Raw genomic sequence first — 20868 nt, forward strand, 5'->3', positions numbered from 1 at the left:
GGGGTGAGCCCAGGCTAGGAGCCGGGGTTGGCCAGGACCGGCGTGGGCGTGGTGAGGCCGAGGCGACGGGCCAGGGGCACCAGGGCGAAGCCCTGACCCAGCAGGCCCAGCAGCACCACCCCGAGGGCCAACGGCGGCATCAGGTGACCCCAGGGCACGCCGCTGGCGGCGGCCTGAATCGCCATGGCGATCGGCACCGCACCCCGCAGACCGGCCATGCCCACAAAGAGCTTTTCTTCCTGGCTGTAGCCCGCGCCCACCAGCATCCCCTGCACCATGAGCCAACGCGCCAGCAGCATCGCCAGGAACAACGCCAACGCCCAGCCGAAGGTCTGCACCACCTCCTGGGGATCCACCACCAGCCCCATGCAGAGGAACAACATCAGCTCGGCCATCTTGGTGAAGCCGGCATGGGCCTCCTCCATGGCTGGCTGATCCCCGTCCGGGCTGTTGCCCAGCACCAGCCCGGCGATGAAGGCCGCCAGCAGGCCACTTCCACCCAGCAATTCCGTGGCACCCACCAGCAGCAGCAGCTCCGCCAGGCTCATCACCGCCAGCACCGAAGGGCCGGCCTTGCCGCGGTGCTTCGCGAGCAGGAACTGGGCGACGCTGCCGCCCATGAAGCCCAGCAAGCCGCCCAACAGAAACTGACGCACCACGTCGATCACCAGTCCGGAAGGGGCTGTGGCAGCCCCCCCCGCCATGGCGAGGGCAAGGCCCGAGAACACCACGGCCACCGGATCGTTCACCGCCGATTCCACCTCGATCAGGGCGAGCAGCCGCAGAGGCAGCCGGTCGGAGAGGGGACGCAGCATGGCCAGCACCGCCGAGGCATCGGTGCTGCAGACCATCGCTCCGACGAACAGCGCCAGGGGCAGGCTTGGGGGAATCTCACCGCCGGGGAGCTGCTGGAAGCCCAGCACCACCCCCATCAACAACAGGGCGGTGATCAGGGAACCGGCGGTGGCCAGGCGGGTGGCCGGCCGCACCACGGAGCGGACCCGGTGCCAGTTCGTGGTGAGGCCACCGAAGAAGAGCACCAGCACCAACGCCACCTGGGCCACCTCCTCGGCCTTGGCGAGGCTGAGCAGCGGCAGGGGTTCCCCGGGCAACGCATCGAGGTTGTTATCGGTGAGCAACCCGAGCACGAGCACCAGCAGGATGCCGGGCACCCGCACCTTGACGGCGAGCGAATCGAGCAGAACGGCCGCCAGCAGCAGGGCGCCGAACACCGCCAGCGCCATGGCCAGGGTCGAACTCACGGAGGTGCCACCACAGTCGAGGGGGTTCTAGCCTGCCTTTGCCGCATTGTCCGTGTGATGGCCGAAACTCCCGCAGCCGCGATCAAGACCGCAATCAAGAAAGGAAGCCTGGTCAAGGTGAACGGGGCCGCCTATGCCGGCAGCCTCGAAGCCGCGGCGAGCGATCCCACCCCGCCCGCCTACCTGTTCGAAGGGCCCGGCGAGGTGCTGGCCATCCGGGGCGACTACGCCCAGCTGCACTGGAGCCTGCCGATTCCCGACGTGTGGCTGCGGCTGGATCAACTGGAAGCCTTCTGAGCGCCGGTGCTTCAGAGCTCCAGGCGGCGCCGCTCCTGTTGAAGCAAGCTGCGGCGGTGCTTCGCCTCCCGCAGCATTTCGCGCCCATCGCTCAGGTAGCTGTCCACGTAGCCCAGGGTGTAGCGCTCCAGTTCGGCCAGGGCGTCCTGCACCTGGCTGAGGCAGTGGTAGAGGCTGAGGCCGAACCCCTTGGCGGCGGCTGGGCAAGCCAGCGAACGAAACAGCGCCTCCACCTTCTCGAGCTTGGCCTTGCTCTGGGCGAGAAAGGCGCAGAACGACTCCATCAGGGCGTCGTCGTAGGGATCGGCGGAGAGGGCCCGCAGCTGGGCGGGGAAGGGGTTGATCACCTGGGCCAGCAACCGATCGATCGGGGCGTAAACCTGCTGCAGCCAGGCCACCAGCTCGCCGTCCCGTGAGCGCCCGCGTCGGTGCGAAGGAGCGGCATGACCAGTGCCGACGAAGCCGGCCCGTTCCTGGTCATAGCGGCGGCGCTGCTCCACATCGCCCAGCACCGCCCAGGCGGCGTTGAGGGACAGGATCACCGTGGCATCGCCCCCGGCATCGGGATGGTGCCGCTTCACCAGGGCGCGGTAGGCCGCCTTGATGGCCGCGGCACTGGCACCGGGGGCGACCCCCAACACGGCGTAAAGCTCTGTCGTGGCGGGCGAAACCATCAGGGAACCGAAGGGCGGATCCATCATCGCCAGGGTGGTCCATCGTTGCGCGATCACCCAACAGAAAGCCCCCCGTTTCCGGGGGGCGCTGGTGTGGTGTGTGAGGAGGTCGGTGCTGAGGATCAGAACCGGAAGGTGGTCTGCACCAGGCCGCCGAAGACATTGAAGTCGTCGTTGCTGCCGGTGTTCTGGCCGAGGGGACGGCTCAGGTAGAAGATCGCCGGGGTGACCGAGATGTTGTCGGAGACCCGGAAGCGATACCACCACTCCCAGACGTAGTTGCCGTCGTCGGGGGTGGTGCTGGCATCCTTGTTGGTGCCGGAAGACAACTGAGTGGCGAAGGTGCCTTGACCGACGGCCATGCCGGCGGCATTGCCTTTCGCGAACACATTATTCCACTGGAGACCCGCAAACCAGCTCTGGGACTGGGTGACATAAGGAGTAGAGAACTCCAGTCCGTTGCTTCTGATGTCGTTATCGGTGAGGGTGTTAATGCCCCAACCAACGCTCAGCGAGGGGATGAACCCTCCTGCCTTCTTGGGTTGCCAGTAGGCATTGACGGCGAAGTTGTTGGATTCACCGTTGGCCAGGAAGGAGCTGTTGGAGGCAGCAAAGCCCGTGCTGCGGCGGAAGTTGGTGGCTGCCTGGCCATAGCGGTAAGCCAGGGAGATGTTCCACTGGGGCGCTGTGTAGTTCAGCTGGGCCAGGAAGTTGCCGCGGGCGCAATCCGTGCCAATGCCACCTTCGCTACCAGAGCAAGTAAACGGGTTGCTCTCATATACGGTGCCCACGTTACCTTGCTGGGCCACATAGCTGGCACCGAAGCTGAAGGCGCCTTGCCCCTTCTTGACATTCTGTTTCCAGATACCAGCCAGCAGAGAACCGGTTGCCTTGTTATAGACGCCCGGGGCACCATGGACAGAGAAATAATCAAGAATATTGCTGTTGTAAACCGAGGGGTTCACTGCCAGCGATTCGGTGTTCCGAGCTTTGGGGCCAACGATGAAGCTGAACTCCTTGCCAACGGGGAAGCGGTAGTAGAGACGATCAATACCGACACCATCGGAACCACCGAAGCCATTACTGGCTTTATCAAGCGTGGTCAGGTTGACAGGATCACCACTGCCTGCGTTGAAGGCATTGGCAAAATTCCCGGAGCGAAGACGGGTGTAGAGCAGGTCCTTGCCGGTGAAGCTGGTCAGGAAGTTCAGGCGAACGTCATAGCTGAAGGTGGTGGCACCGTTGGCCTGATTGTAGATATCAGACGTTTTACGGCCTGTGTTTGCCGGAGGCACAGAAGACAGCGAGCCATTGCGATCACCACCGGCAATGAGGGCACCCAGCACGAAGTTGGCTTCGCCCTGGAGCTTGGTGGTGGTGGAGAACTGGCTGGCTTCGAGTTCACCCACCTTGGCCTCGAGGCCATCCACCCGACCCTTGAGCACGGCGAGCTCGGCTTCGAACTCCTTCATCAGCCGACGGAGCTCATCGGTCACCTCGGTGATCCGATCGAGGCAGGCGTTGAGGAGAGCGGCGGCTTCCCAGCGGCTCAGCGGCTGCTTGCCGCGGAAGGTGCCGTCGGGATAACCGGCTACGCAGCCATATTGCTCAACCAGGTTGGAGAGAGCCTGATAGGCCCACTCGGTGGGTTGAACATCGGAGAACTGGCTGATGCTGGTGACTTGATTCTGGCTCTTCGCGGTGGAAGGCCGGGCATACTTGTTGATGCCATCGAGATTGAGATCTGCGGCGGATGCGGCCAAGGGGCTCAAAAGCCCAAGGGCAACAGGCGCCAGCAGCAGTTGCTGGAACGGTTTCATTGGATCCTCACACCAATTGAGGGGGCTTCCATAGGGAAGCTTGGCGAAGTCTATCCGATCGAGCTTGCTTTGACCACAGCAAAACGGCGGAGTGGTGTGTTCTGGGATACCCCATTTTGGGTCCCCAAGGCCATCGGAGCAACAGTCAATCGGAGTGCCTGATCTTCATCAAGGTGCCATAAAAAAGCCACAGCCTTAAGCTGTGGCCAAGAAAGAAGGAACTCGATGAGGGGTGCTTGGAAGGAAACGAATGAATTGATTTTCGGCTGATGGTGTGTGAGGGATCAGCCGAAAACCTTGAGGTGGCCTAAGCGATCAGAACTTGAAGGTGGTCTTGAGCAGGCCGCCAAAGTTGTTCAGATCGGCCCTGAAATCAGTGCCTACATCTTGGCCCAAGGGAGCACTGAGATAGTAGATCGCAGGCGTCACGCTGATGTTGTCGGTGACCTGGAACTTGTACCACCACTCCCAGGCATATTGCCCGTCGTTGGCATCAAAGCTGGCGTCATCACCTGTTTTGGTCAGGAAGGTGGGCTGACCGACGGCCATGCCGGCAGCATTGCCCTTGATGAACACATCGTTCCACTGCAAACCAACATACCAGGACTGGGATTGGGCGTTATCGAACGTTACGCAATCCACACCCACGCAGCTGGAGTCAATCGTGTACTGGTTGATGCCCCAGCCTGTGCTGATTGAAGGAATCCAGCCGGAATTGGAGGGCTGCCAGTAGCCACTGACGCCAACGGAGTTGACGCTGTTAGCGAAAAGAAAACCCGTGACAGCCGTAGGGGTGCCGTTGCCTCCGTAGAGGCCAGCAACCCCATTGGGGGTGGAGTAGGTGTAAGCAACGGCAAGGCCGAAGTTGCTACCCGTGTAGGCGATCTGGGCGGTGCCGGTCTGCTGGGAGCAATCGTTGCCGATGCCGCCGCAGGTGGCGCTGTCAAGGCTTGGGCTGCCCACGTTGCCATTGGCGGCCACGTAGTTGACACTCGCACTGAAGCCCCCGCTCTTCCACCACAGACCACCACCTGCGCCGAGGTTGAGGCTGTAGGCGCCGGGAGCACCGCCGTAGGTGAAGATGTCGAGAACGGTGTCAGCGGGGTACACGCTGGGCCAGACAGCCAGCATGTCGTCCTGACGGACCCGGGGACCGACGGTGGCGGTGAAGCTGCTGCCGATCGGGAACTGGTAGAAGAGCCGGTTGATCATGACCGAGTCAGGACCGGGAGGGCCTTCGAAGGCCACTTCCAGGGCGTTCAGGCCAACGATGGGCTGGCCGTAGGGGCCGTCACCGAAGTTGCCGGCGCGCAGGCGGGTGCGCAGCAGGTCTTTGCCGGTGAAGCTGGTGTCGAAGTCAATCCGCAGGTCGTAGTTGAAGGCGGTGGCACCTTGAAGCTGCTGGGCCAGATCCGTGCGGGTACTGTCACCGCTGTAGGCGTTGGCACCGATCACGAAGGTGGCCTGACCTTTCAGCTTGGTGGTGGTGGAGAACTGGTTGGCCTCCAGCTCACCCACCTTGGCCTCGAGGCCATCCACCCGGCCCTTGAGCACGGCGAGTTCGGCTTCGAACTCCTTCATCAGGCGACGGAGCTCGTCGGTCACCTCGGTGATGCGGTCGAGGCAGGCGTTGAGCAGGGCGGCGGCTTCCCAGCGGCTCAGCGGCTTCTTGCCGCGGAAGGTGCCATCGGGATAGCCAGCGACGCAGCCGTAGCGCTCCACCAGGTTGGAGAGAGCCTGGTAGGCCCACTCGGTGGGCTGAACGTCGGAGAATTGGGTGATGCTTGTGACCTGCTCCTCGGAGCCGGCGTACTTGTTGACGCCGTTGATGTTCAGCTCAGAGGCCGAAACGGCCATCGGAGCCAGCAGACCGAGGGCTGCAGGCGCCAGCAGCAATTGCTGGAAAAGTTTCATGGAATCCTCACACACGAGATGGCGCAAAGCGCACAACACCACAGTCACCCGGGCGGAACAGGGTGGCCAAGGAGGTTGTGCCAGAACGCGGAACGGCCATCGGGCGTTCAAAGTGTCGGGGCCCCGCGGCAAGCCCCTGGTTGCCCATCGTCTGCGCTTGCCAGTGCCCCGGAGAGCGGCGGGCTGGTGGCTGGCGCTCGGCCTGATCTGGCTCGCCTGCACCGCCGCCGACCGGCTCTGGCTCCGGCTCGACCAGCGGCTGCCGGCCTGGGATCAGGCCGAATACCTCAACAGTGCCGTCGACCATGGCCGCGCCCTGGGCCTGCTCCCGGGCGGTGGCTGGCAGGGCTGGAGCGCCCTGCTGGATCTCTCCCCCAAGATCCCGCCCCTGGCCAGCCTGGTGAACGGCACCGTGATGGCCGCCGCCGGCGACACCCCCGACCAGGCCAGCTGGGCCCTTGCCCTCTGGCAGGCGCTGCTGCTGGCCGTGGTGGCTGGCTGGGGGCGGCAGCTGGTGGGCCCGGGGTTCGGCCTGCTGGCGGCGGCTCTGGTTGGGCTCACTCCGGCGCTGGCCGCCCTGCGGGTGGATTTCACCCTCGATCTGCCGCTCACCGCCACCGCGCTGCTGGCGCTGTGGTTGCTGGGGCGCTGGGTCGCACCGGCCCCCACCGGCGGCCGCTGGAGCCAGGGGCTCGCCGCCGCGGGAGCCATCGCGGCGGCCGTGCTGGTGAAGCAGAGCGCCCTGCTCGTGCTGGTGCTCCCCTGCCTCTGGGCCGCGGCGCTGGGCCTGGGCAGCCGGGGACGGCGGCTGCAGGTGCTGGCGGCCCTGGCCCTGGTGGTGGGGGTCAGCCTTCCCTGGCTGCATCACAACTGGATCACCACCCTCGGCGGTACCAACAGGGCGGTGATCGAATCGGGGGCGCGGGAGGGGGATCCGGAGCCCTTCAGCACCGCCAGCTTGCTCTGGTACCCAAGGCTCTGGCCCGAGCAGCTCGGGATTCCCCTGCTGGGCCTCGGGGTGCTGGGGGGACTGCTGGCCTGGTTCGAGCGGCTACGAACCGGGCCTGGGGCAAGGCTAGCAAGCGAAAACGGCGGCGAAAGCGGCCGGGGCTGGGGCTGGGTGATCGGCTGCGCCCTGGCCGGCTGGATCTGCACCAGCCTCAGCCCCAACAAGGATCCGCGCTACATCGCCCCGGTGCTGCCCCTGCTGGTGCTGCTGCTGGGCTGGGGCTGGTGGAGCCTGCTGCGGCGCGCCCGGGGGCGCTGGGGGCTGGCGGCGGCGGCCTCGCTGCTCGGGGTCGGGCTGGCCGCGGCCGGGACCACGACGGCGGTGGAGCGAACCGGGCAGATCGAGACCCAGCCAGGCTCGCCCCTTCCCGCCGTGCTCGCGGCGCTGCGGCAACAGGTGGGCAACCAACCCACCACCCTGATGGTGATTCCCTCGGCCGGCCCGGTCAACCAACACAACGCCACCAGCTTCGGGCGCCTCGGCGGGGGGCAGATCCTCGGCCGGGAAATCGGCAAGCGGGAGCAGGAGCAGCCCCTGGTGCTCAACCAGGCCGATTGGGTCCTGCTGGCCAGTGGCGATCAGGGCACCAAACGGGAGGAGTCGCGGCGCCTGAGCGGGGAGGTGCGGCGGGATGGCCGTTTCCGGATGGTTGGCAACTGGCCCTGGGACAAGGGGCGCCAGCTCGAGCTGTGGCGGCGCCGAGCCGAGGCCCCGCCAGCCCAGCGGTTTGACGGACCGTTCATCACCTTGGCAAGGGGGCTGGAGCGGGGGCCGGCCGGGCTGGCGGCGATGTCCGATGCCATCGGCTCCCAGCACCAGCTCGATGGCCACTTTCTTTATCAACAACGCGTCAGCGATTGGGCCCAGCAACGGCTGCGGCTGAACCGATCCGATCCCGATGCGCTCTGGAGCCTGGCGCTGCTGGCGGTGCTGCGCAACCGGCCCGCCGAAGCGGACGGCTGGTTCGCCCGGCTCGAGCAACTCGAGCGAACCAATCCCTGGCCCAGCGCCTACCGGGCCGTGGTGCTGCTGGCCGACTGGCAGGCCGGCACGGCCGCCTCCGTTGCCAAAGCCGCCTCCCTGAGGTTCGAGCAGCCCGTGCTGCCGGCCCTCGCGGATCTGGCCGGTGTCCTGCGGGGTGATCTGGGCCGGATCCAGCCGGCCAGGGAGTCCATACCCCGCGCCATCGAGGCGGTCCGCAGCGAACTGGAGGCCGCAGCGAAGCCCCGCCAGTAACCTCCAGCCGAGCAGCCCGGTGAACGATGCCCGTCGCAGAACCCTCCGCGACCGGGCGCGGCGCCGCCGGCCTTCCCCTCTGGTTTCCCCTGGCCCTCGGGCTCGGGCTGCGGCTGGTGCAGATCCAGGCGCCGATCCTGGGGGTCCACAGCTGGCGCCAGGCCGACACGGCCGCCATGGCCCGCAACTTCGTGGAGCAGGGTCTGGTGTTCTGGCGTCCCCAGATCGACTGGGGGGGGGCAGGAAGCGGCCTGGTGGAGGCGGAATTTCCCCTCTATCCCTACAGCGTGGCCCTGCTGTATCGCCTGATCGGGGTGCATGAGTGGCTGGCCCGGGGCCTTTCGGTGGCGCTGAGCGTGCTGACGATCTGGCTGCTGATCCGGATCGGACGGCGGCTGGTGGGCGCCAGGGCGGGCTGGTGGGGGGGAGTGTTCGTGGCGGTGCTGCCGATTCCGGTTTTTTATGGCCGCAGCGTGCAGCCGGAGGCGGCCCTGCTGTTCCTGGCCGCCCTCTGCCTTGAGCGGTTCCTGGCCTGGCTGGAGCGCGGCAAACCCCTGGCGCTCCTGGTGGCCTGGCTGGCCTTCTGCGGAGCCTGTCTGATCAAGGTACTGCCCTTCGTCTGGCTTGGGGTGCCCCTGCTCTGGCTCTGGGGGTCACGCCGCCGCTGGCGGGTGCTCCGCCATCCCGGGACCTGGCTGTTTCCCCTGACCGCCCTGGCGGTGACAGCTCTTTGGTATTGGCATGCCCACCGGCTTGGCCAGAGCAGCGGCCTGAGTTTCGGATTCTGGGGTGGGGAGGCCCACCGCTACACCTGGCTAGACCTGCTTGGCCCCAGCTACTGGGCCGGTCTGGCCCTGAGGATCACGGTCCGGAACCTGGCGGTGGTGGGGCTGCCGCTGCTGGCACTGGGGCTGGTGGCGCTTCGCCGCATCCCGGACCGGCAGCAGCGAAGCCGGGCCCTGGTGCTGCCGATCGGCCTGGGGGCTGTGATCGCCGCCGGGGCCTTGGCACCGGAGAGCAGCGCCGTCCACGAGTATTACCAATTGCCGCTCACCCTGTTCGCCGGTCCCCTGATCGGCCTGGGCTGGGTGCGGCTGGAGCAGGGAGCCGTGCCCTTCCTGAGCGGCAAGGGCTGGATCGTGCTGGCCTTGCTGATGGTTGTCAGCCTGACGGTCCTGACGATCGACTACTGGAGCCGGGAGCGAACGGCCGGTTCGGCGACCCTGGCGCTGGCCGAGCGGATCCGGCGGGACACCCCCGCCGGGGGGCGGGTGGTGGTGGTGAGCGGCTCGGACCCCACCGTTCTCTATCTGGCCCACCGCAAGGGATGGCTGGTCTCGCCGGAGGGCCTGATGAAGCGCAGCCCGAACGAGTGGCGCGAACAGGGGGCGGAGGCTCTGGCCGGGAGCTATCGGGAGGTCGAAAGCTTCCTGCCCTTCGAGGATGGTCCCGGCAAGACCAGGCTGCAGCAATGGGTCCGCAGCCATTCGGGGGTGGAGGAGGCGGATTCGGGCTTTCTGATCCGGCTCGCCCCGGCTGGGCCTGGGCCCCAACCAACCCCCTGAGAGCCATGGATCACGCCAACCCTGATCCAGGCCATCCGCGCGTCCCTTGGCGCGGCCTGCTGCTGCTCTGGGGCGTCGCCCTGATCCTGGCCTTCGCGGGCCTGGGCAACCTGCCGCTGCGCGACTGGGATGAGGGCATCGTGGCCCGGGTGAGCCTGGAAATCGCCGATCGGGGTTTGCCCCAGGGGCTGCTGCCGACGCTGTGGGGGGACCCCTATCGGAACAAGCCCCCCGGGCTCCATCTCCTCATCGCCGGGGCCATCTCGCTCTGGCGCCTTGGCAGCGCCGCCGCCGCCGATGCCCTCCCGCCGGAGTGGGTGGTTCGGCTGGTGCCGGCGGTGCTCTCGACCCTGGTGGTGCCCCTGGTGGGGCTGGTTCAGTTCCAGCTGCGGCCGGGCCAACGGGCCACGGCCCTGGCCACAGCAGCCGTGATGGTGAGCCTGCTGCCGGTGGCACGCCACGGCCGCCTGGCGATGCTGGACGGCACCCAGCTTTCGGCCATGGCCCTGCTGTGGTGGGCCCTGCTGCGCAGTCGGGCCGCCGGAAGCTCAGCGCTGCGGGAAGGGGGCCTGGCCGGGCTGGCCGGAAGCGGGCTGTTGCTGCTGAAGGCGCCGATCCTGCTGCCGGCCCTGGCGGCTGGGCTGATCGGGCTGGCCCTTGACCCCAGCGGTGGCCGGCCCCGCTGGACACCTCTGATGACAGGTCTGGGGCTGGGGTTGGCCCCTGGGCTCGGCTGGCATCTCTGGCATGGACTGAAGCGTGGAAGCGACGCCCTCTGGCTCTGGGGCGGAGACGGGGTCACCCGGGTGCTGCTGGATGCCGGCGAAGGCAGTGACCTGGGTTGGAGGGTTCCCCTGATCAAGTTGCTGGAGGGCGGCTGGCCCTGGCTGCCGCTCTGGCCGTTGGCGCTGGTTCTGGCCTGGCGGCAGCGCCACACTCCCTGGGGGCGGTGGTGCCTGGTGCTCCAGGGGGTGCTGGCGGCGGCGATCCTGCCGCTGCGCACCCAGCTGCCCTGGTACAGCCACCCACTCTGGTTGCCCTTCGCCCTGCTCTGCGGGCCGCTTCTACCCCTGTTGCTGCAACCCCGGCGGGATCGCCCAGCGCTGCAGGTCGTGCCGGTGCTCTGGGCCCTGCTCGGCGGCGTTCTGCTGCTGCTCTCCCTGGTCGCCGCGAGCAGCCGAACCGGACTGCCCGCCGCCGCCAGCCTGCTTGTTTTGCCGGCGGGGGTGGGCCTGCTGGCTGGGGGCCTGCTTCTCCAGTGCCCGCTTGAGCGGCAGCGCCGCTGTGGCCTGGTCTTGCTGCTGACGGGCTGGTGCCTTTCCCTCCTGCTGCTCTTCCAGGGTCCGCTGTGGAACTGGGAATTGAACGAACGCGACGCCGTTCGCCCCGTGGCCAGGCTGGCCAGGGAAGCGGCGGCAGTGGCGGTCGATCGCTCGCTGCCGATCTACATGACGGGAGACTCCGGGCAGCGACCGAGCCTCAGCTGGTATGCCCAGCGAAGGATCCTGCGGTTGCCGGAGAGGGCAGAGCCAAGCTCTCCCCAGCAGTTCCTGCTGATCGAGAAAGCCATCGAACCGCCCCCCCCGCTGCTGCTCCAGGCGGGTGCCCGTTGCCGGCTCACGGGGCTGGGCGAGCAGGGCTGGCAGCTCTGGCGTTGCACACTCCCGGATCAATCCGATGCACCGAGACACTGAACTGCACCGCACCCCTGAACGGAGCCCTGCATTGACGCAGCAAAGCCGTTCCTGGAACCACCTGGTCCTGGTGGCCGCCCTGCTGTTTGCCGTGGTGGGGCTGTCCCTGCAGTGGTGGCGCCTGCAGGTTCTTGCCGCCACCTATGACCAGGGCATCTTTCTTCAGGTGCTGTGGAACACCCTTCACGGCCACCCGTTCGAGAGCACCCTGTCCTCCCAGCTCTCGGCGAGCGTGACCCGTGACGACCAGTTACCGGCCTTGGGCTACCAGCGGTTGGGCCAGCATTTCACTCCAGCTCTGGTGCTCTGGGCTCCGCTTGTGGGCTTGCTCGGTGCCGGAGCCTTGCCCCTGGTTCAGGTGGGGCTGATGAGCGGGGCCGGTCTGGTGCTGCATCGGTTTGCCCTCCAAACGCTTGGACGCAACAAGGATCGGCTCGCGGCCCTGCTGGCCTGCTCCTTTTTCGGAGCCAATGCCGTGCTCGGTCCCACCTGGGGCAATTTCACGGATCTTTGCCAGTTGCCCCTGGCCTTTTTTCTGCTCCTCTGGGGGCTCAAACAGCGGCACTGGTGGCTGGTGGCCCTCTGCACCGTGCTGATTCCGATGATCCGGGAGGACACCGGCGTGCTGCTGGTGGGGGTGAGCCTCTGGATGCTCTGGCGGAGGAAGGAGCCATGGCCCCTGGCGCTTCTGCTTGGAGCGGTGGGAATCGGCTGGGTGGTGATCGTCACCAATGGGCTGATGCCCCTGTTCAGCGAAGACAATTCACGCCGCTTCATGGTGGAGAACTTCGGCCAGTTTCTGGGTGAACGTGATCGGGCCAGCAGCCTGGATGTGGGCGCCAGGATCCTCTCGCAACCCCTCGCCATCCTGCGGGAAATTCTCAACGAGCCAGGCGACACCCTTCGCTATCTCTTCGCGCAGAGTTTGCCACTTCTGTTCATTCCGTTGATCTCCCGCGATGCCTGGCTGCTGATGGGGTTGCCCTTCCTGGGGTTGCTCCTCGCCCAGGGGAAACCACCACCCCTCGACATCAATGTGCGGTATGCATTGCTTGTGGTGCCAGGCCTGTTTGCCGGGGCCGTGCTCTGGTGGGAGCGGCATTCAAGCGCATTCCATCAGCCGCGGCTTCGCTCGGCCTGGATCGGGGCGATTGGTCTCTCCATTCTGCTCACGATCACCAGCAATCCCAATCGAAGCCTCTCCTTCGTGATTCCTGACAGCGTGCGACCCTGGATCTACACCAACCCAAAACAGCTCTGGGACCATGGTCAGGCCGCCAGGAGGATCGTGAACCAGATCCCACACACCGCCAGCGTTTCAGCCACCACACCCTTGGTTCCTTTGCTTGCTGAACGGGAGGTGCTGGTGCGGTTTCCCCGCAACTGGACCTATCTGGACAGGGCAGGACAAGCCCCAGAGGTTGACTGGATTGTGGCAGATCTGGAGATGCTGAATCGCCATCTGGATGTCTCGGATGGCGATCGCAAGGAACTGGCCAGCATCATGGAACTGATGCCCGAGCTCTCCCCCGCCTATGGACTTGTGGATGTGCAGGGCGGCATCGTGCTGATGGGCAGGGGCCTCAAGGATCGGGCCGATGCCGTGGAACTCCGGGCCAACCTGGTCACGAAACTCGAGGCAAGAGGACAGGGAACAGTTCCAAGGTGAGCCCAGGGTTGATGAAGGGGATCGTTCGTCGTCATCTCCATTCATGAACGATGCCCCCGGAGGCACCAGATTCGGTGACTCCGGGGGCTCTCGCCGGGTCCGCTCTGGCGCGGAACCGTTTGAACTCAGAGCAGGCTGCCTGACATCAGACGGCGTTCTCCGCGATCAGCAGACCCTTGTACATGGAACTGTGGCTCACGAACACCTCCTCCCCTGGGGGACAGCGTCAGCCGGTGGCGCATTCGGAGCGAGCAATGGAGCAAGCTCCAAAACCTCGTTCCACGTCACTGCTGACAGAACACAATGATCATAGCTGAAAATGGAGGGATCCCATGGGCTGATTGTCCATAAAAAAAGGCGCCCGATTGAGCGCCTTTTGATTGGTTGGTGCAGTGATTGATCCTATTCAAAGATGGAAAGAGGATTCAAAGCTCCGTAGGATCACTCCTTAGAGAGCGTTACCACGGGGCAGGACCTCCTCAGGGAAGACGAAGTTTTCATGGGGCTGGTCGGCCGGTGCCATCCAGGCACGCAGACCTTCATTGAGAAGAATGTTCTTCGTGTAGAAGGTCTCGAACTCGGGGTCCTCAGCGGCGCGGATCTCCTGGGACACGAAGTCGTAGGCCCGTAGGTTCAGCGCCAGGCCGATGATGCCGATGCTGCTGGTCCACAGACCCATCACCGGCACGAACAGCATGAAGAAGTGCAGCCAGCGCTTGTTCGAGAAGGCGATCCCGAAGATCTGGCTCCAGAAGCGGTTGGCCGTCACCATGGAATAGGTCTCCTCCTCCTGGGTGGGCTCGAACGCCTTGAAGGTGTTCGCCTGCTCGGAATCCTCGAACAGGGTGTTCTCCACCGTGGCGCCGTGGATGGCGCACAGCAGCGCACCGCCCAGGATGCCGGCCACCCCCATCATGTGGAAGGGGTTCAGGGTCCAGTTGTGGAAGCCCTGCAGGAACAGCAGGAAGCGGAAAATCGCCGCCACACCGAAGCTGGGAGCGAAGAACCAGCTGCTCTGGCCCAGGGGATAGATCAGGAACACGCTCACGAAGACCGCGATCGGCCCGGAGAAGGCGATCGCGTTGTAAGGGCGGATTCCCACCAGGCGGGCGATCTCGAACTGGCGCAGCATGAAGCCGATCAGGGAGAAGGCACCGTGCAGGGCGACGAACGGCCAGAGACCGCCCAGTTGCACCCAGCGCACGAAGTCACCCTGGGCTTCCGGGCCCCAGAGCAGCAGCAGGCTGTGGCCCATGGCATCAGCGGGGGTGCTGACGGCGGCGGTGAGGAAGTTGCAGCCCTCCAGGTAGCTGCTGGCGATGCCGTGGGTGTACCAGGAGGTGGCGAAGGTGGTGCCGGTCAGCCAGCCGCCCAACGCCAGGTAAGCGGTGGGGAACAGCAACAGGCCGGACCAGCCGACAAAAACAAACCGGTCGCGCTTGAGCCAGTCGTCGAGGACATCGAACCATCCCCGTGTCGCCGGCGCGCGCCCTAGGGCAATCGTCATGGGTGCTTCATGAAGCGTTACATCCAAACCATACGCAGCCCGAGGGGGCGCCCGTGGCCAGCATGCCGCGGATCACCAAAGATGAGCATTCCTTCTTAACTGGCTTCGCCGGGTCTTTCGGAGCTGGTTCATCCTGTGCCCTGTCATCCGGTGCCCTGCCATCCGGGCGGCACCCGTCAGCGCGGGGCCCCGCCATTCGCCAGAGTGAACCCTGGCCTTTCCCAACAACCCGTGTACGTCGTCGAGCTCTCCCTCAAGCTCAGCCCCATGCCCGTTTCGGTGCAGCGCAAGGAGCTGAGCGACGCCCAGGCCCTCTACGCGGAGATCAAGACCGCCCTTGAGACCGGCCAGCCCCGGGTGCTCGAGCTCTCCTGCGAGAAGGCGGAAGAAAAGCGGGTCAGCCTGCTGAGCAGCGAACTGGTGGCCCTGCAGATCTACGAGAAGTCGGCGGCGGGCGGAGGGGGCAGCAAGCGGCCCGGCTTCTCCTTCGACACCTGACCTTGACGAGCCCCTTGGTGGTGGAGCGGCTGGGCTTCACCTGGCCCTCCGGCAGCCCGGCCCTCAACCACTGCACTTTCAGCCTGCCGGAGGCCGGTCTCTGGATGCTGGTGGGCGGCAACGGCAGCGGCAAAAGCACCTTGCTGCGCTTGATCGCCGGCCTGCTTGAGCCGCAGCGGGGCCGCATCCAGTGCCCGTTCAAAACCGCCCTGGTGTTCCAGAACCCCGACCACCAACTGCTGCTGCCCAGCTGCGGCACCGATCTCCAGCTCTCCCTTCCCGAAGGGCTCGACCGCGGCCAGCGGCAAGCCAGGGTTGAAGCGGCCCTCGCCCAGGTGGGCCTCGATGGCTTCCAGCAACGGCCCATCCACACCCTCAGCGGCGGCCAGAAACAACGGCTGGCAATCGCCGGCGCCCTGGCAAGCGAGGCCAGCCTGCTGCTGCTCGATGAACCCACTGCCCTGCTGGATCCAACCAGCCAGGAGGAGGTGCTGGGGCTGATCCAACACCTCTGCAGCCGCCTGCCAGCGCCCCTGGCCGCGCTGTGGATCACCCATCGGCTGGAGGAACTGGAGCGCTGCGATGGAGCCGCCCTGATGGAGGCGGGGCAGCTGGGACCCTGGCAGGAGGGGCGCCGATTGCGGGAACGGCTGGAGCGGAGGCTTCCCCCCTTGCCTGGCGGCAAGGCTGAGGGGTAGGTTCACGAAGCCACGATCCTCGGTAGCTCAGTGGTAGAGCGGTCGGCTGTTAACCGATTGGTCGCAGGTTCGAATCCCGCCCGGGGAGTTTTTTGAAGAACGCCGCCTGCCTGCGCCTGCGGTGCATGCCGCCCCCACGACCCCGATCGAGCGCCTTGACAGGGGCCGATTCCAAAGCAAAAGGGAAGATTGAAGCTGAAGCCGTGGTGAGGCAGTGAAAGAATCGGCCCCGATGCGCCTTGAGCTGCCGATGCACTGCCGCCATCACCGCACCGGCCATCCACGATGAAGCCCTGCATCCTGCTGATCGAAGACGACCGGGACATGCGGGAGCTGGTGGCGGGCCATCTTGAGCACAGCGGCTTTCGGGTCGAGTGCGCCGCCGATGGGATCAAGGGCCAGGCCCTGGCCCTGCAGGCCAATCCGGATGTGATCCTGCTCGATCTGATGCTTCCCCATGTGGATGGCATCACCCTCTGCCAGCGGCTGCGGCGGGATGAGCGCAGCGCCGGCATCCCGATCCTGATGATCACCGCCCTGGGGGGAACCAAAGACAAGGTGAGCGGCTTCAACTCCGGCGCCGACGATTACCTCACCAAACCCTTCGACCTCGAGGAGCTGCTGGCCAGGGTCAAGGCCCTGATCCGCCGCAGCGATCGGGCGCCCCTGTCCACCAAGCCGGGGGACATTCTCGACTTCGGCCCCCTGACCCTGGTGCGGGAGCGGTTCGAGGCGATCTGGTTCGAGCGGGCGGTGCGGCTCACCCACCTGGAATTCGAGCTGTTGCATTGCCTGCTGCAGCGGCACGGACAAACCGTGGCACCGCCGGTGATTCTCAAGGAGGTCTGGGGCTACGAACCCGATGACGACATCGAGACGATCCGGGTGCATGTTCGCCATCTGCGCACGAAGCTGGAGCCCGACCCCCGCAAGCCCCGGTTCATCAAGACGGTCTATGGGGCTGGCTACTGCCTTGAACTTCCCACCGATCCCCACCTGGAGCTGGGCGGGCTCACGTCCCCCTGAGCTCCAGCAAGGCCACCTCCCAGGCCAGCCGGGGTTGGACAAACCCCTTCAGCTGGCCGCGCAACCGCTCGATCCGGCCCTGGTCTCGGGGTTGGTGATCCCGGCGCCAGAGCTGCCATTGCCACCAATCCAGCAGCCAGAGCTGCTGGTCGAGATCCAGGGCTTCGCAGAGGTCGCGGGCCAGGGCCAGGGCCTCGATCGGAGCCGTGGAATCGGCGAGCAGCCGTGGGGCCAGGTCCTGGGGTAGCGACTGCCATTGCTGCCGGTGCCGCAGCAGGGCGCCAGGGGATCCTGCCGCCAGATCCAGCAGCGCCGTTGGGTCGACCGAAGCCGCAGGGCCGGCAGCGGATGCCTGCTCCAGCCGGTTCAGCACCTGGGCCATCGCCACCGCATCGAGGCGGGCGAAGGGGATCTGCTGGCAGCGGGAGCGGATCGTGCTCAGCAACCGCTCCGGCGCTGCCGTCAGCAGGATCAGCAGCCCATCCCCAGGCTCCTCCAGGGTCTTGAGCAGGGCGTTGGCCGCAGCTTCGGCCATCGCCTCGGCCGCTTCGATCACCACCAGGCAGCGGCTGGCCTCAAGGGGGCGGCGGGCCAGAAAGCGGCTGACAGCGCGCACCTGCTCCAAGCGCAGCTGGGGCAAGGCCCGACTGGCGACGCCCTGCTGCTCCGCCTGGGAGGCCGGCACCAGCTGGCCCTGGTGCTGGTAGGTGGGCTCCAGCCAGAGCAGGTCGGGATGGTTTCCCTCCAGCAGGCGCCGCCGCAGGCTGGAAGAACCCTCCAGGCCGGCCAGCAGGCCCTCGAGAAAGCGCCGGGCGGCCAGGCGCCGGCCGACGCCGTCGGGGCCGGCAAACAGGTAGGCCGGGGCCAGCCGCTGCCGATCGAGGCTGGCCCTGAGCAGGCCTACGGCCCGGGATTGGCCGACCAGGTCGGCGAACACATCAGCCATCGGCCTGGATCCCCACACGGCCGGCGACGGCGGCACGAATCGCCGCGGCCACCTCGGCGGTGGGCGGGGCGGCATCGATCCGCTGCCAGCCGCGCGCGGGGGCCAGGGCCGCAAAGCCCTGGCGAACCCGCTCCAGCAGGGCGATGCCGCCAGCTTCGATCCGATCGGCGGGGCGGTGGCGGTGGCCCCGCCGTTGCAGCGAAAGCTCCAGGGGCAGATCGAGCCAGAGGGTGAGATCGGCGCTCAGCCCTGCGGTGGCAATCGTTTCCAGCGTGGCGATCAGCTCCAGGCTGAGGCCGCGGCCATGGCCCTGGTAGGCGGCGGTGGAGCCGGTGAAGCGGTCACTCACCACCCAATCACCGGCCTCCAGGGCCGGGGCGATGAGCTCCTGGACATGCTGGGCCCGATCTGCCGCGTAGAGCAGGAGCTCGGCGGTGGGGCAGGGAATCGAGGCCTCCGGCGGATGCAGCAGCAGCTGGCGCAGGGCCAGGCCCAGGGGGGTGCCGCCCGGCTCCCGGCTGACCACCAGCTCGGCCGCCTCGGGCATCAGGCCGCTGCTGGGGAGCCAGCGCCGGAGCAGCTCCAGCTGGGTGGTCTTGCCGCAGCCATCGATGCCTTCGAGGACCAGAAACCTGCCCCGGCCAGGGCGGTCTTCAGGGGCGGCCATGCAGCGAAAGCGCATTGACCACCACCGTGATCGAACTGACGGCCATCAGCAGGGCGGCGAAGGGCGGAGAGAGCAGCAGACCGAAACCCGGCAGCAGCAGGCCGGCGGCGATCGGCAGCATCACCAGGTTGTAGCCGAAGGCCCAGGCAAGGTTCTGGCGCACCTTGGCCATGGTGCGCCGGGCCAGGCGCAGGGCCTCCACCACGCCCTCGAGGCGCTCACCGAGGATCACCAGATCGGCGGTGTCCTGGGCGATCTGGGTGCCGGTGCCCACGGCGATGCCCAGGTCGGCAGCCGCCAGGGCAGGAGCGTCGTTGATCCCATCCCCGACCATCGCCACCGGCCCCTGGTCGCGCCAACCCAGGATGTGCTCCAGTTTCTGCTCGGGCCGCAGCTCCCAGGCCAAGGTTCCCGGCAGCAGGCCCAGGGCCTCGCCAAGTCGCTGCACCGCCTGGCGGCGATCGCCGCTCAGCACCCCCAGCTGCAACCCCATCGCGTTGAGGGTCTCCAGGGTGCGGGCGGCATCGGGGCGCGGTTGATCCTGCACGGCCACCAGGCCAAGGATGGAGGCGCCGGAGGCCACACCCATCACCGTGGCCCCATCGGCTTCCAGCGCAGCCACCTGGGTTTCGAGAGCCTCGCCACCGTTGAGGTCGAGTTGGGCAAGCCAATCGGGCCTGCCCACCCGGCAGACCCCTGCCAATCCAGTGATCTCCCCTTCCACACCGGCTCCGGCGAAGGTGGTGCTGCGGGCCACCTCCAGCAACGGCAACTGGCGCAACCGGGCCTCCTGCAGCAAGGCATGGCCAAGCGGATGACGGCTCTGCTGCTCGAGGCTGGCGGCCACCTGCAGGAGCCGCTCGGCCCCATCGGCTTCGGCTGGCTCCAGGGCGATCACCAGGGGGCGGCCCAGGGTGAGGGTGCCGGTCTTGTCGAACAGCACCGTCTGCAGGCGGGAGGCCATCTCGATCGCGTCGCCACCGCGGAACAGCAGCCCGGAGCGCGCCGCCAATCCCGATCCCACCGTGATCGCCGTGGGGGTCGCCAGGCCGAGGGCGCAGGGACAGGCCACCACCAGCACGGCGATCGCCAGTTGCAGGGCCAGGGAGAAGGGGGTGCCGCCGCCACCACCCAGCACCACAGGCATGCCGCCGTGAGCAGCCATCCCGCCCTCGCCATGGGGTGAGGCGAGCAGCACCTGGGGCCAGAGCTGGGTGCCCCACCGCCACCAGAACAGAAACGTGCCGAGGGCCAGCACCAGCACAGCCAGGCTGAAGCGGCCCGCGATCCGATCGGCAAGCCCCTGGATCGGCGCCTTGCGGGCCTGGGCCTGCTCCACCATCGCGATGATCCGCGCCAGGGCGGTCTCGGCCCCGGCCCGGCGCACCTCCAGCACCAGGGGAGCCTGCAGATTCAGCATGCCGGCCTCCAGCTCGGTGCCGGGCTTGGCCTCCAGGGGCAGGGATTCCCCGCTGAAACTGGACACATCCACGGCGGAGCTGCCGTCGAGCACCACCCCATCGACCGGGATCCGGTCACCGGGGAGGAGGCGGAGCCGGTCGCCGGGCCGTAAGCCACCCACCCGCACCGGCCTGGGCGGGTCATCCCCCAGCAGGAGCAGGGCCGTATCCGGTTGCAGGTCCGCCAGCTCCTCGAGGGCGCGGCCGGTGCGGTGGCGGGCGCGCTCCTCAAGGAAGCGGCCCAGCAGCACGAAACCGAGCAGCATCACCGGCTCGTTGAAGAAGCAGGGCCAGCCGGAGCGGGGCCAGAGGAAGGCCACCAGACTTGCCAGGTAGGCGCTGCCCATGCCCAGCCCCACCAGGCTGTCCATGCCGGGAACCCCATGCCAGGCCTGGGTGGCCCCGCGCACCAGGATGGAACGCCCCGGACCCAGCAGCGCCACACTGGCCAGCAGGGCATGGAACCACAGGGCTCCCAGGGGAGATCGGGGCAGGGTGCCGGCCATGGTGAGATGGCCGAGCCCGGAGAGCAGCAACAGGGCCAGCGCCACAATCAACTGGCGCCAGTCCTGCCACCAGCGCCGGTGATCCCCCTGCTCCGACCGGCTGAGCAGGGTGGAGCCGGGCTCCCGAGGTTGGGCGCTGAAACCGAGCGATTCGAGGCTGGCGATCAGGGCCCGCTCCGGATCCCGGGGATGATCGGGCTCCAAAGCCACCCAGGCGGTGCGGGTCAGCAGGTTGACGCTGGCCTGGCGGACGCCCGGCTGCTCCAGCAGCCGTTGCTCCACCGCCCGCACGCAACCGCCGCACTTCATTCCCTCCACATCCAGCAGCAAGGGCTCCAGCGGAACGGGGTCCGGCAGCAACGGGCCCAGCGGGGATGGGGCGACGGGAGGGGTCACAGCCACAGCCGAGGGGCCCCAGGC

17 protein-coding genes and 1 tRNA gene are annotated in these 20868 nt (G+C 67.1%); 10 read left to right on the forward strand and 8 right to left on the reverse strand.

What is annotated here, in order from left to right; genetic code table 11:
• Window positions 1-14: 14 nt before the first annotated feature.
• Window positions 15-1262: a cation:proton antiporter gene (locus KBY66_RS07800; RefSeq protein WP_255088736.1), complete on the reverse strand. Its 1248-nt coding sequence runs from the start codon at window positions 1260-1262 to the stop codon at window positions 15-17.
• A 57-nt stretch (window positions 1263-1319) separates the two neighbouring features.
• Here KBY66_RS07800 and ndhO point away from each other — a divergent pair, with 57 nt between their 5' ends.
• Window positions 1320-1559: an NAD(P)H-quinone oxidoreductase subunit O gene (gene ndhO, locus KBY66_RS07805; RefSeq protein ID WP_255088737.1), complete on the forward strand. Its 240-nt coding sequence runs from the start codon at window positions 1320-1322 to the stop codon at window positions 1557-1559.
• Between the two features lie 11 nt (window positions 1560-1570).
• On the opposite strand, the gene KBY66_RS07810 is transcribed toward ndhO, so the two are convergent.
• Both KBY66_RS07810 and KBY66_RS07815 read right to left on the reverse strand, forming a co-directional pair.
• On the reverse strand, window positions 1571-2233 hold the full coding sequence (locus tag KBY66_RS07810; RefSeq protein ID WP_255088738.1) for a J domain-containing protein: 663 nt from the start codon (window positions 2231-2233) through the stop codon (window positions 1571-1573).
• Window positions 2234-2355: 122 nt separating this feature from the next.
• Window positions 2356-3996 (reverse strand): iron uptake porin, encoded by a 1641-nt coding sequence (locus KBY66_RS07815; protein WP_255088739.1) that lies wholly within the window; start codon window positions 3994-3996, stop codon window positions 2356-2358.
• On the opposite strand from KBY66_RS07815, the gene KBY66_RS07820 reads away from it, so the two are divergent.
• A complete protein-coding gene (locus tag KBY66_RS07820) occupies window positions 3883-4215 on the forward strand; it encodes a hypothetical protein (RefSeq protein ID WP_255088824.1) in 333 nt (110 codons plus the stop codon). The two genes, KBY66_RS07815 and KBY66_RS07820, sit on opposite strands and share 114 nt — an antisense overlap.
• Before the next feature lie 153 nt (window positions 4216-4368).
• Here the strand turns inward: KBY66_RS07820 and KBY66_RS07825 are convergent, their stop codons facing one another.
• The gene (locus KBY66_RS07825; RefSeq protein ID WP_255088740.1) at window positions 4369-5967 is read right to left on the reverse strand and encodes an iron uptake porin; all 1599 of its coding nucleotides are present in this window, start codon (window positions 5965-5967) and stop codon (window positions 4369-4371) included.
• A gap of 112 nt (window positions 5968-6079) precedes the next feature.
• On the opposite strand from KBY66_RS07825, the gene KBY66_RS07830 reads away from it, so the two are divergent.
• Genes KBY66_RS07830 through KBY66_RS07845 form a run of 4 tightly spaced genes read left to right on the forward strand, consistent with a single transcriptional unit; the run spans window position 6080 to window position 13140 of the window.
• Entirely contained in the window at window positions 6080-8212 is a 2133-nt protein-coding gene (locus KBY66_RS07830) for a glycosyltransferase family 39 protein (RefSeq protein ID WP_255088741.1), read from the forward strand.
• A gap of 26 nt (window positions 8213-8238) precedes the next feature.
• Window positions 8239-9777, forward strand: a complete 1539-nt coding sequence (locus KBY66_RS07835; RefSeq protein WP_255088742.1) for an ArnT family glycosyltransferase — start codon at window positions 8239-8241, stop codon at window positions 9775-9777.
• A 5-nt stretch (window positions 9778-9782) separates the two neighbouring features.
• Window positions 9783-11471: an ArnT family glycosyltransferase gene (locus tag KBY66_RS07840; RefSeq protein WP_255088743.1), complete on the forward strand. Its 1689-nt coding sequence runs from the start codon at window positions 9783-9785 to the stop codon at window positions 11469-11471.
• Between the two features lie 31 nt (window positions 11472-11502).
• On the forward strand, window positions 11503-13140 hold the full coding sequence (locus KBY66_RS07845) for a DUF2079 domain-containing protein (RefSeq protein WP_255088744.1): 1638 nt from the start codon (window positions 11503-11505) through the stop codon (window positions 13138-13140).
• A gap of 448 nt (window positions 13141-13588) precedes the next feature.
• On the opposite strand, the gene psbD is transcribed toward KBY66_RS07845, so the two are convergent.
• Window positions 13589-14647 carry a photosystem II D2 protein (photosystem q(a) protein) gene (gene psbD, locus KBY66_RS07850; protein ID WP_255088745.1) on the reverse strand — a complete coding sequence of 353 codons (1059 nt, stop codon included), beginning with the start codon at window positions 14645-14647 and terminating at the stop codon, window positions 13589-13591.
• 231 nt (window positions 14648-14878) lie between these two features.
• Between psbD and KBY66_RS07855 the strand changes: the two genes are divergently transcribed.
• The 4 genes from KBY66_RS07855 (at window position 14879) to KBY66_RS07870 (ending at window position 16869) form a co-directional block, all read left to right on the forward strand.
• A complete protein-coding gene (locus tag KBY66_RS07855) occupies window positions 14879-15145 on the forward strand; it encodes a hypothetical protein (RefSeq protein WP_255088746.1) in 267 nt (88 codons plus the stop codon).
• Window positions 15146-15147: 2 nt separating this feature from the next.
• On the forward strand, window positions 15148-15843 hold the full coding sequence (locus KBY66_RS07860) for an ABC transporter ATP-binding protein (RefSeq protein ID WP_399225041.1): 696 nt from the start codon (window positions 15148-15150) through the stop codon (window positions 15841-15843).
• A gap of 16 nt (window positions 15844-15859) precedes the next feature.
• Window positions 15860-15931 (forward strand) — tRNA-Asn (locus tag KBY66_RS07865).
• Window positions 15932-16128: 197 nt separating this feature from the next.
• Window positions 16129-16869, forward strand: coding sequence for a response regulator transcription factor (locus KBY66_RS07870; protein WP_255088747.1), 741 nt, complete (start codon window positions 16129-16131; stop codon window positions 16867-16869).
• Here the strand turns inward: KBY66_RS07870 and KBY66_RS07875 are convergent.
• The 3 genes from KBY66_RS07875 to KBY66_RS07885 are packed head-to-tail and all read right to left on the reverse strand — an operon-like array spanning window position 16856 to window position 20850.
• Window positions 16856-17815 (reverse strand): DNA polymerase III subunit delta', encoded by a 960-nt coding sequence (locus KBY66_RS07875; protein WP_255088748.1) that lies wholly within the window; start codon window positions 17813-17815, stop codon window positions 16856-16858. The two genes, KBY66_RS07870 and KBY66_RS07875, sit on opposite strands and share 14 nt — an antisense overlap.
• Window positions 17808-18482 (reverse strand): dTMP kinase, encoded by a 675-nt coding sequence (gene tmk / locus KBY66_RS07880; RefSeq protein WP_255088749.1) that lies wholly within the window; start codon window positions 18480-18482, stop codon window positions 17808-17810. The genes KBY66_RS07875 and tmk overlap by 8 nt, the downstream gene beginning before the upstream one ends.
• A complete protein-coding gene (locus KBY66_RS07885) occupies window positions 18469-20850 on the reverse strand; it encodes a heavy metal translocating P-type ATPase (RefSeq protein WP_399225044.1) in 2382 nt (793 codons plus the stop codon). Before KBY66_RS07885 ends, tmk begins: the two co-directional genes overlap by 14 nt.
• Window positions 20851-20868 lie beyond the last annotated feature (18 nt).

This window comes from Synechococcus sp. Tobar12-5m-g (assembly GCF_024345415.1).
Taxonomy (GTDB): domain Bacteria; phylum Cyanobacteriota; class Cyanobacteriia; order PCC-6307; family Cyanobiaceae; genus Regnicoccus.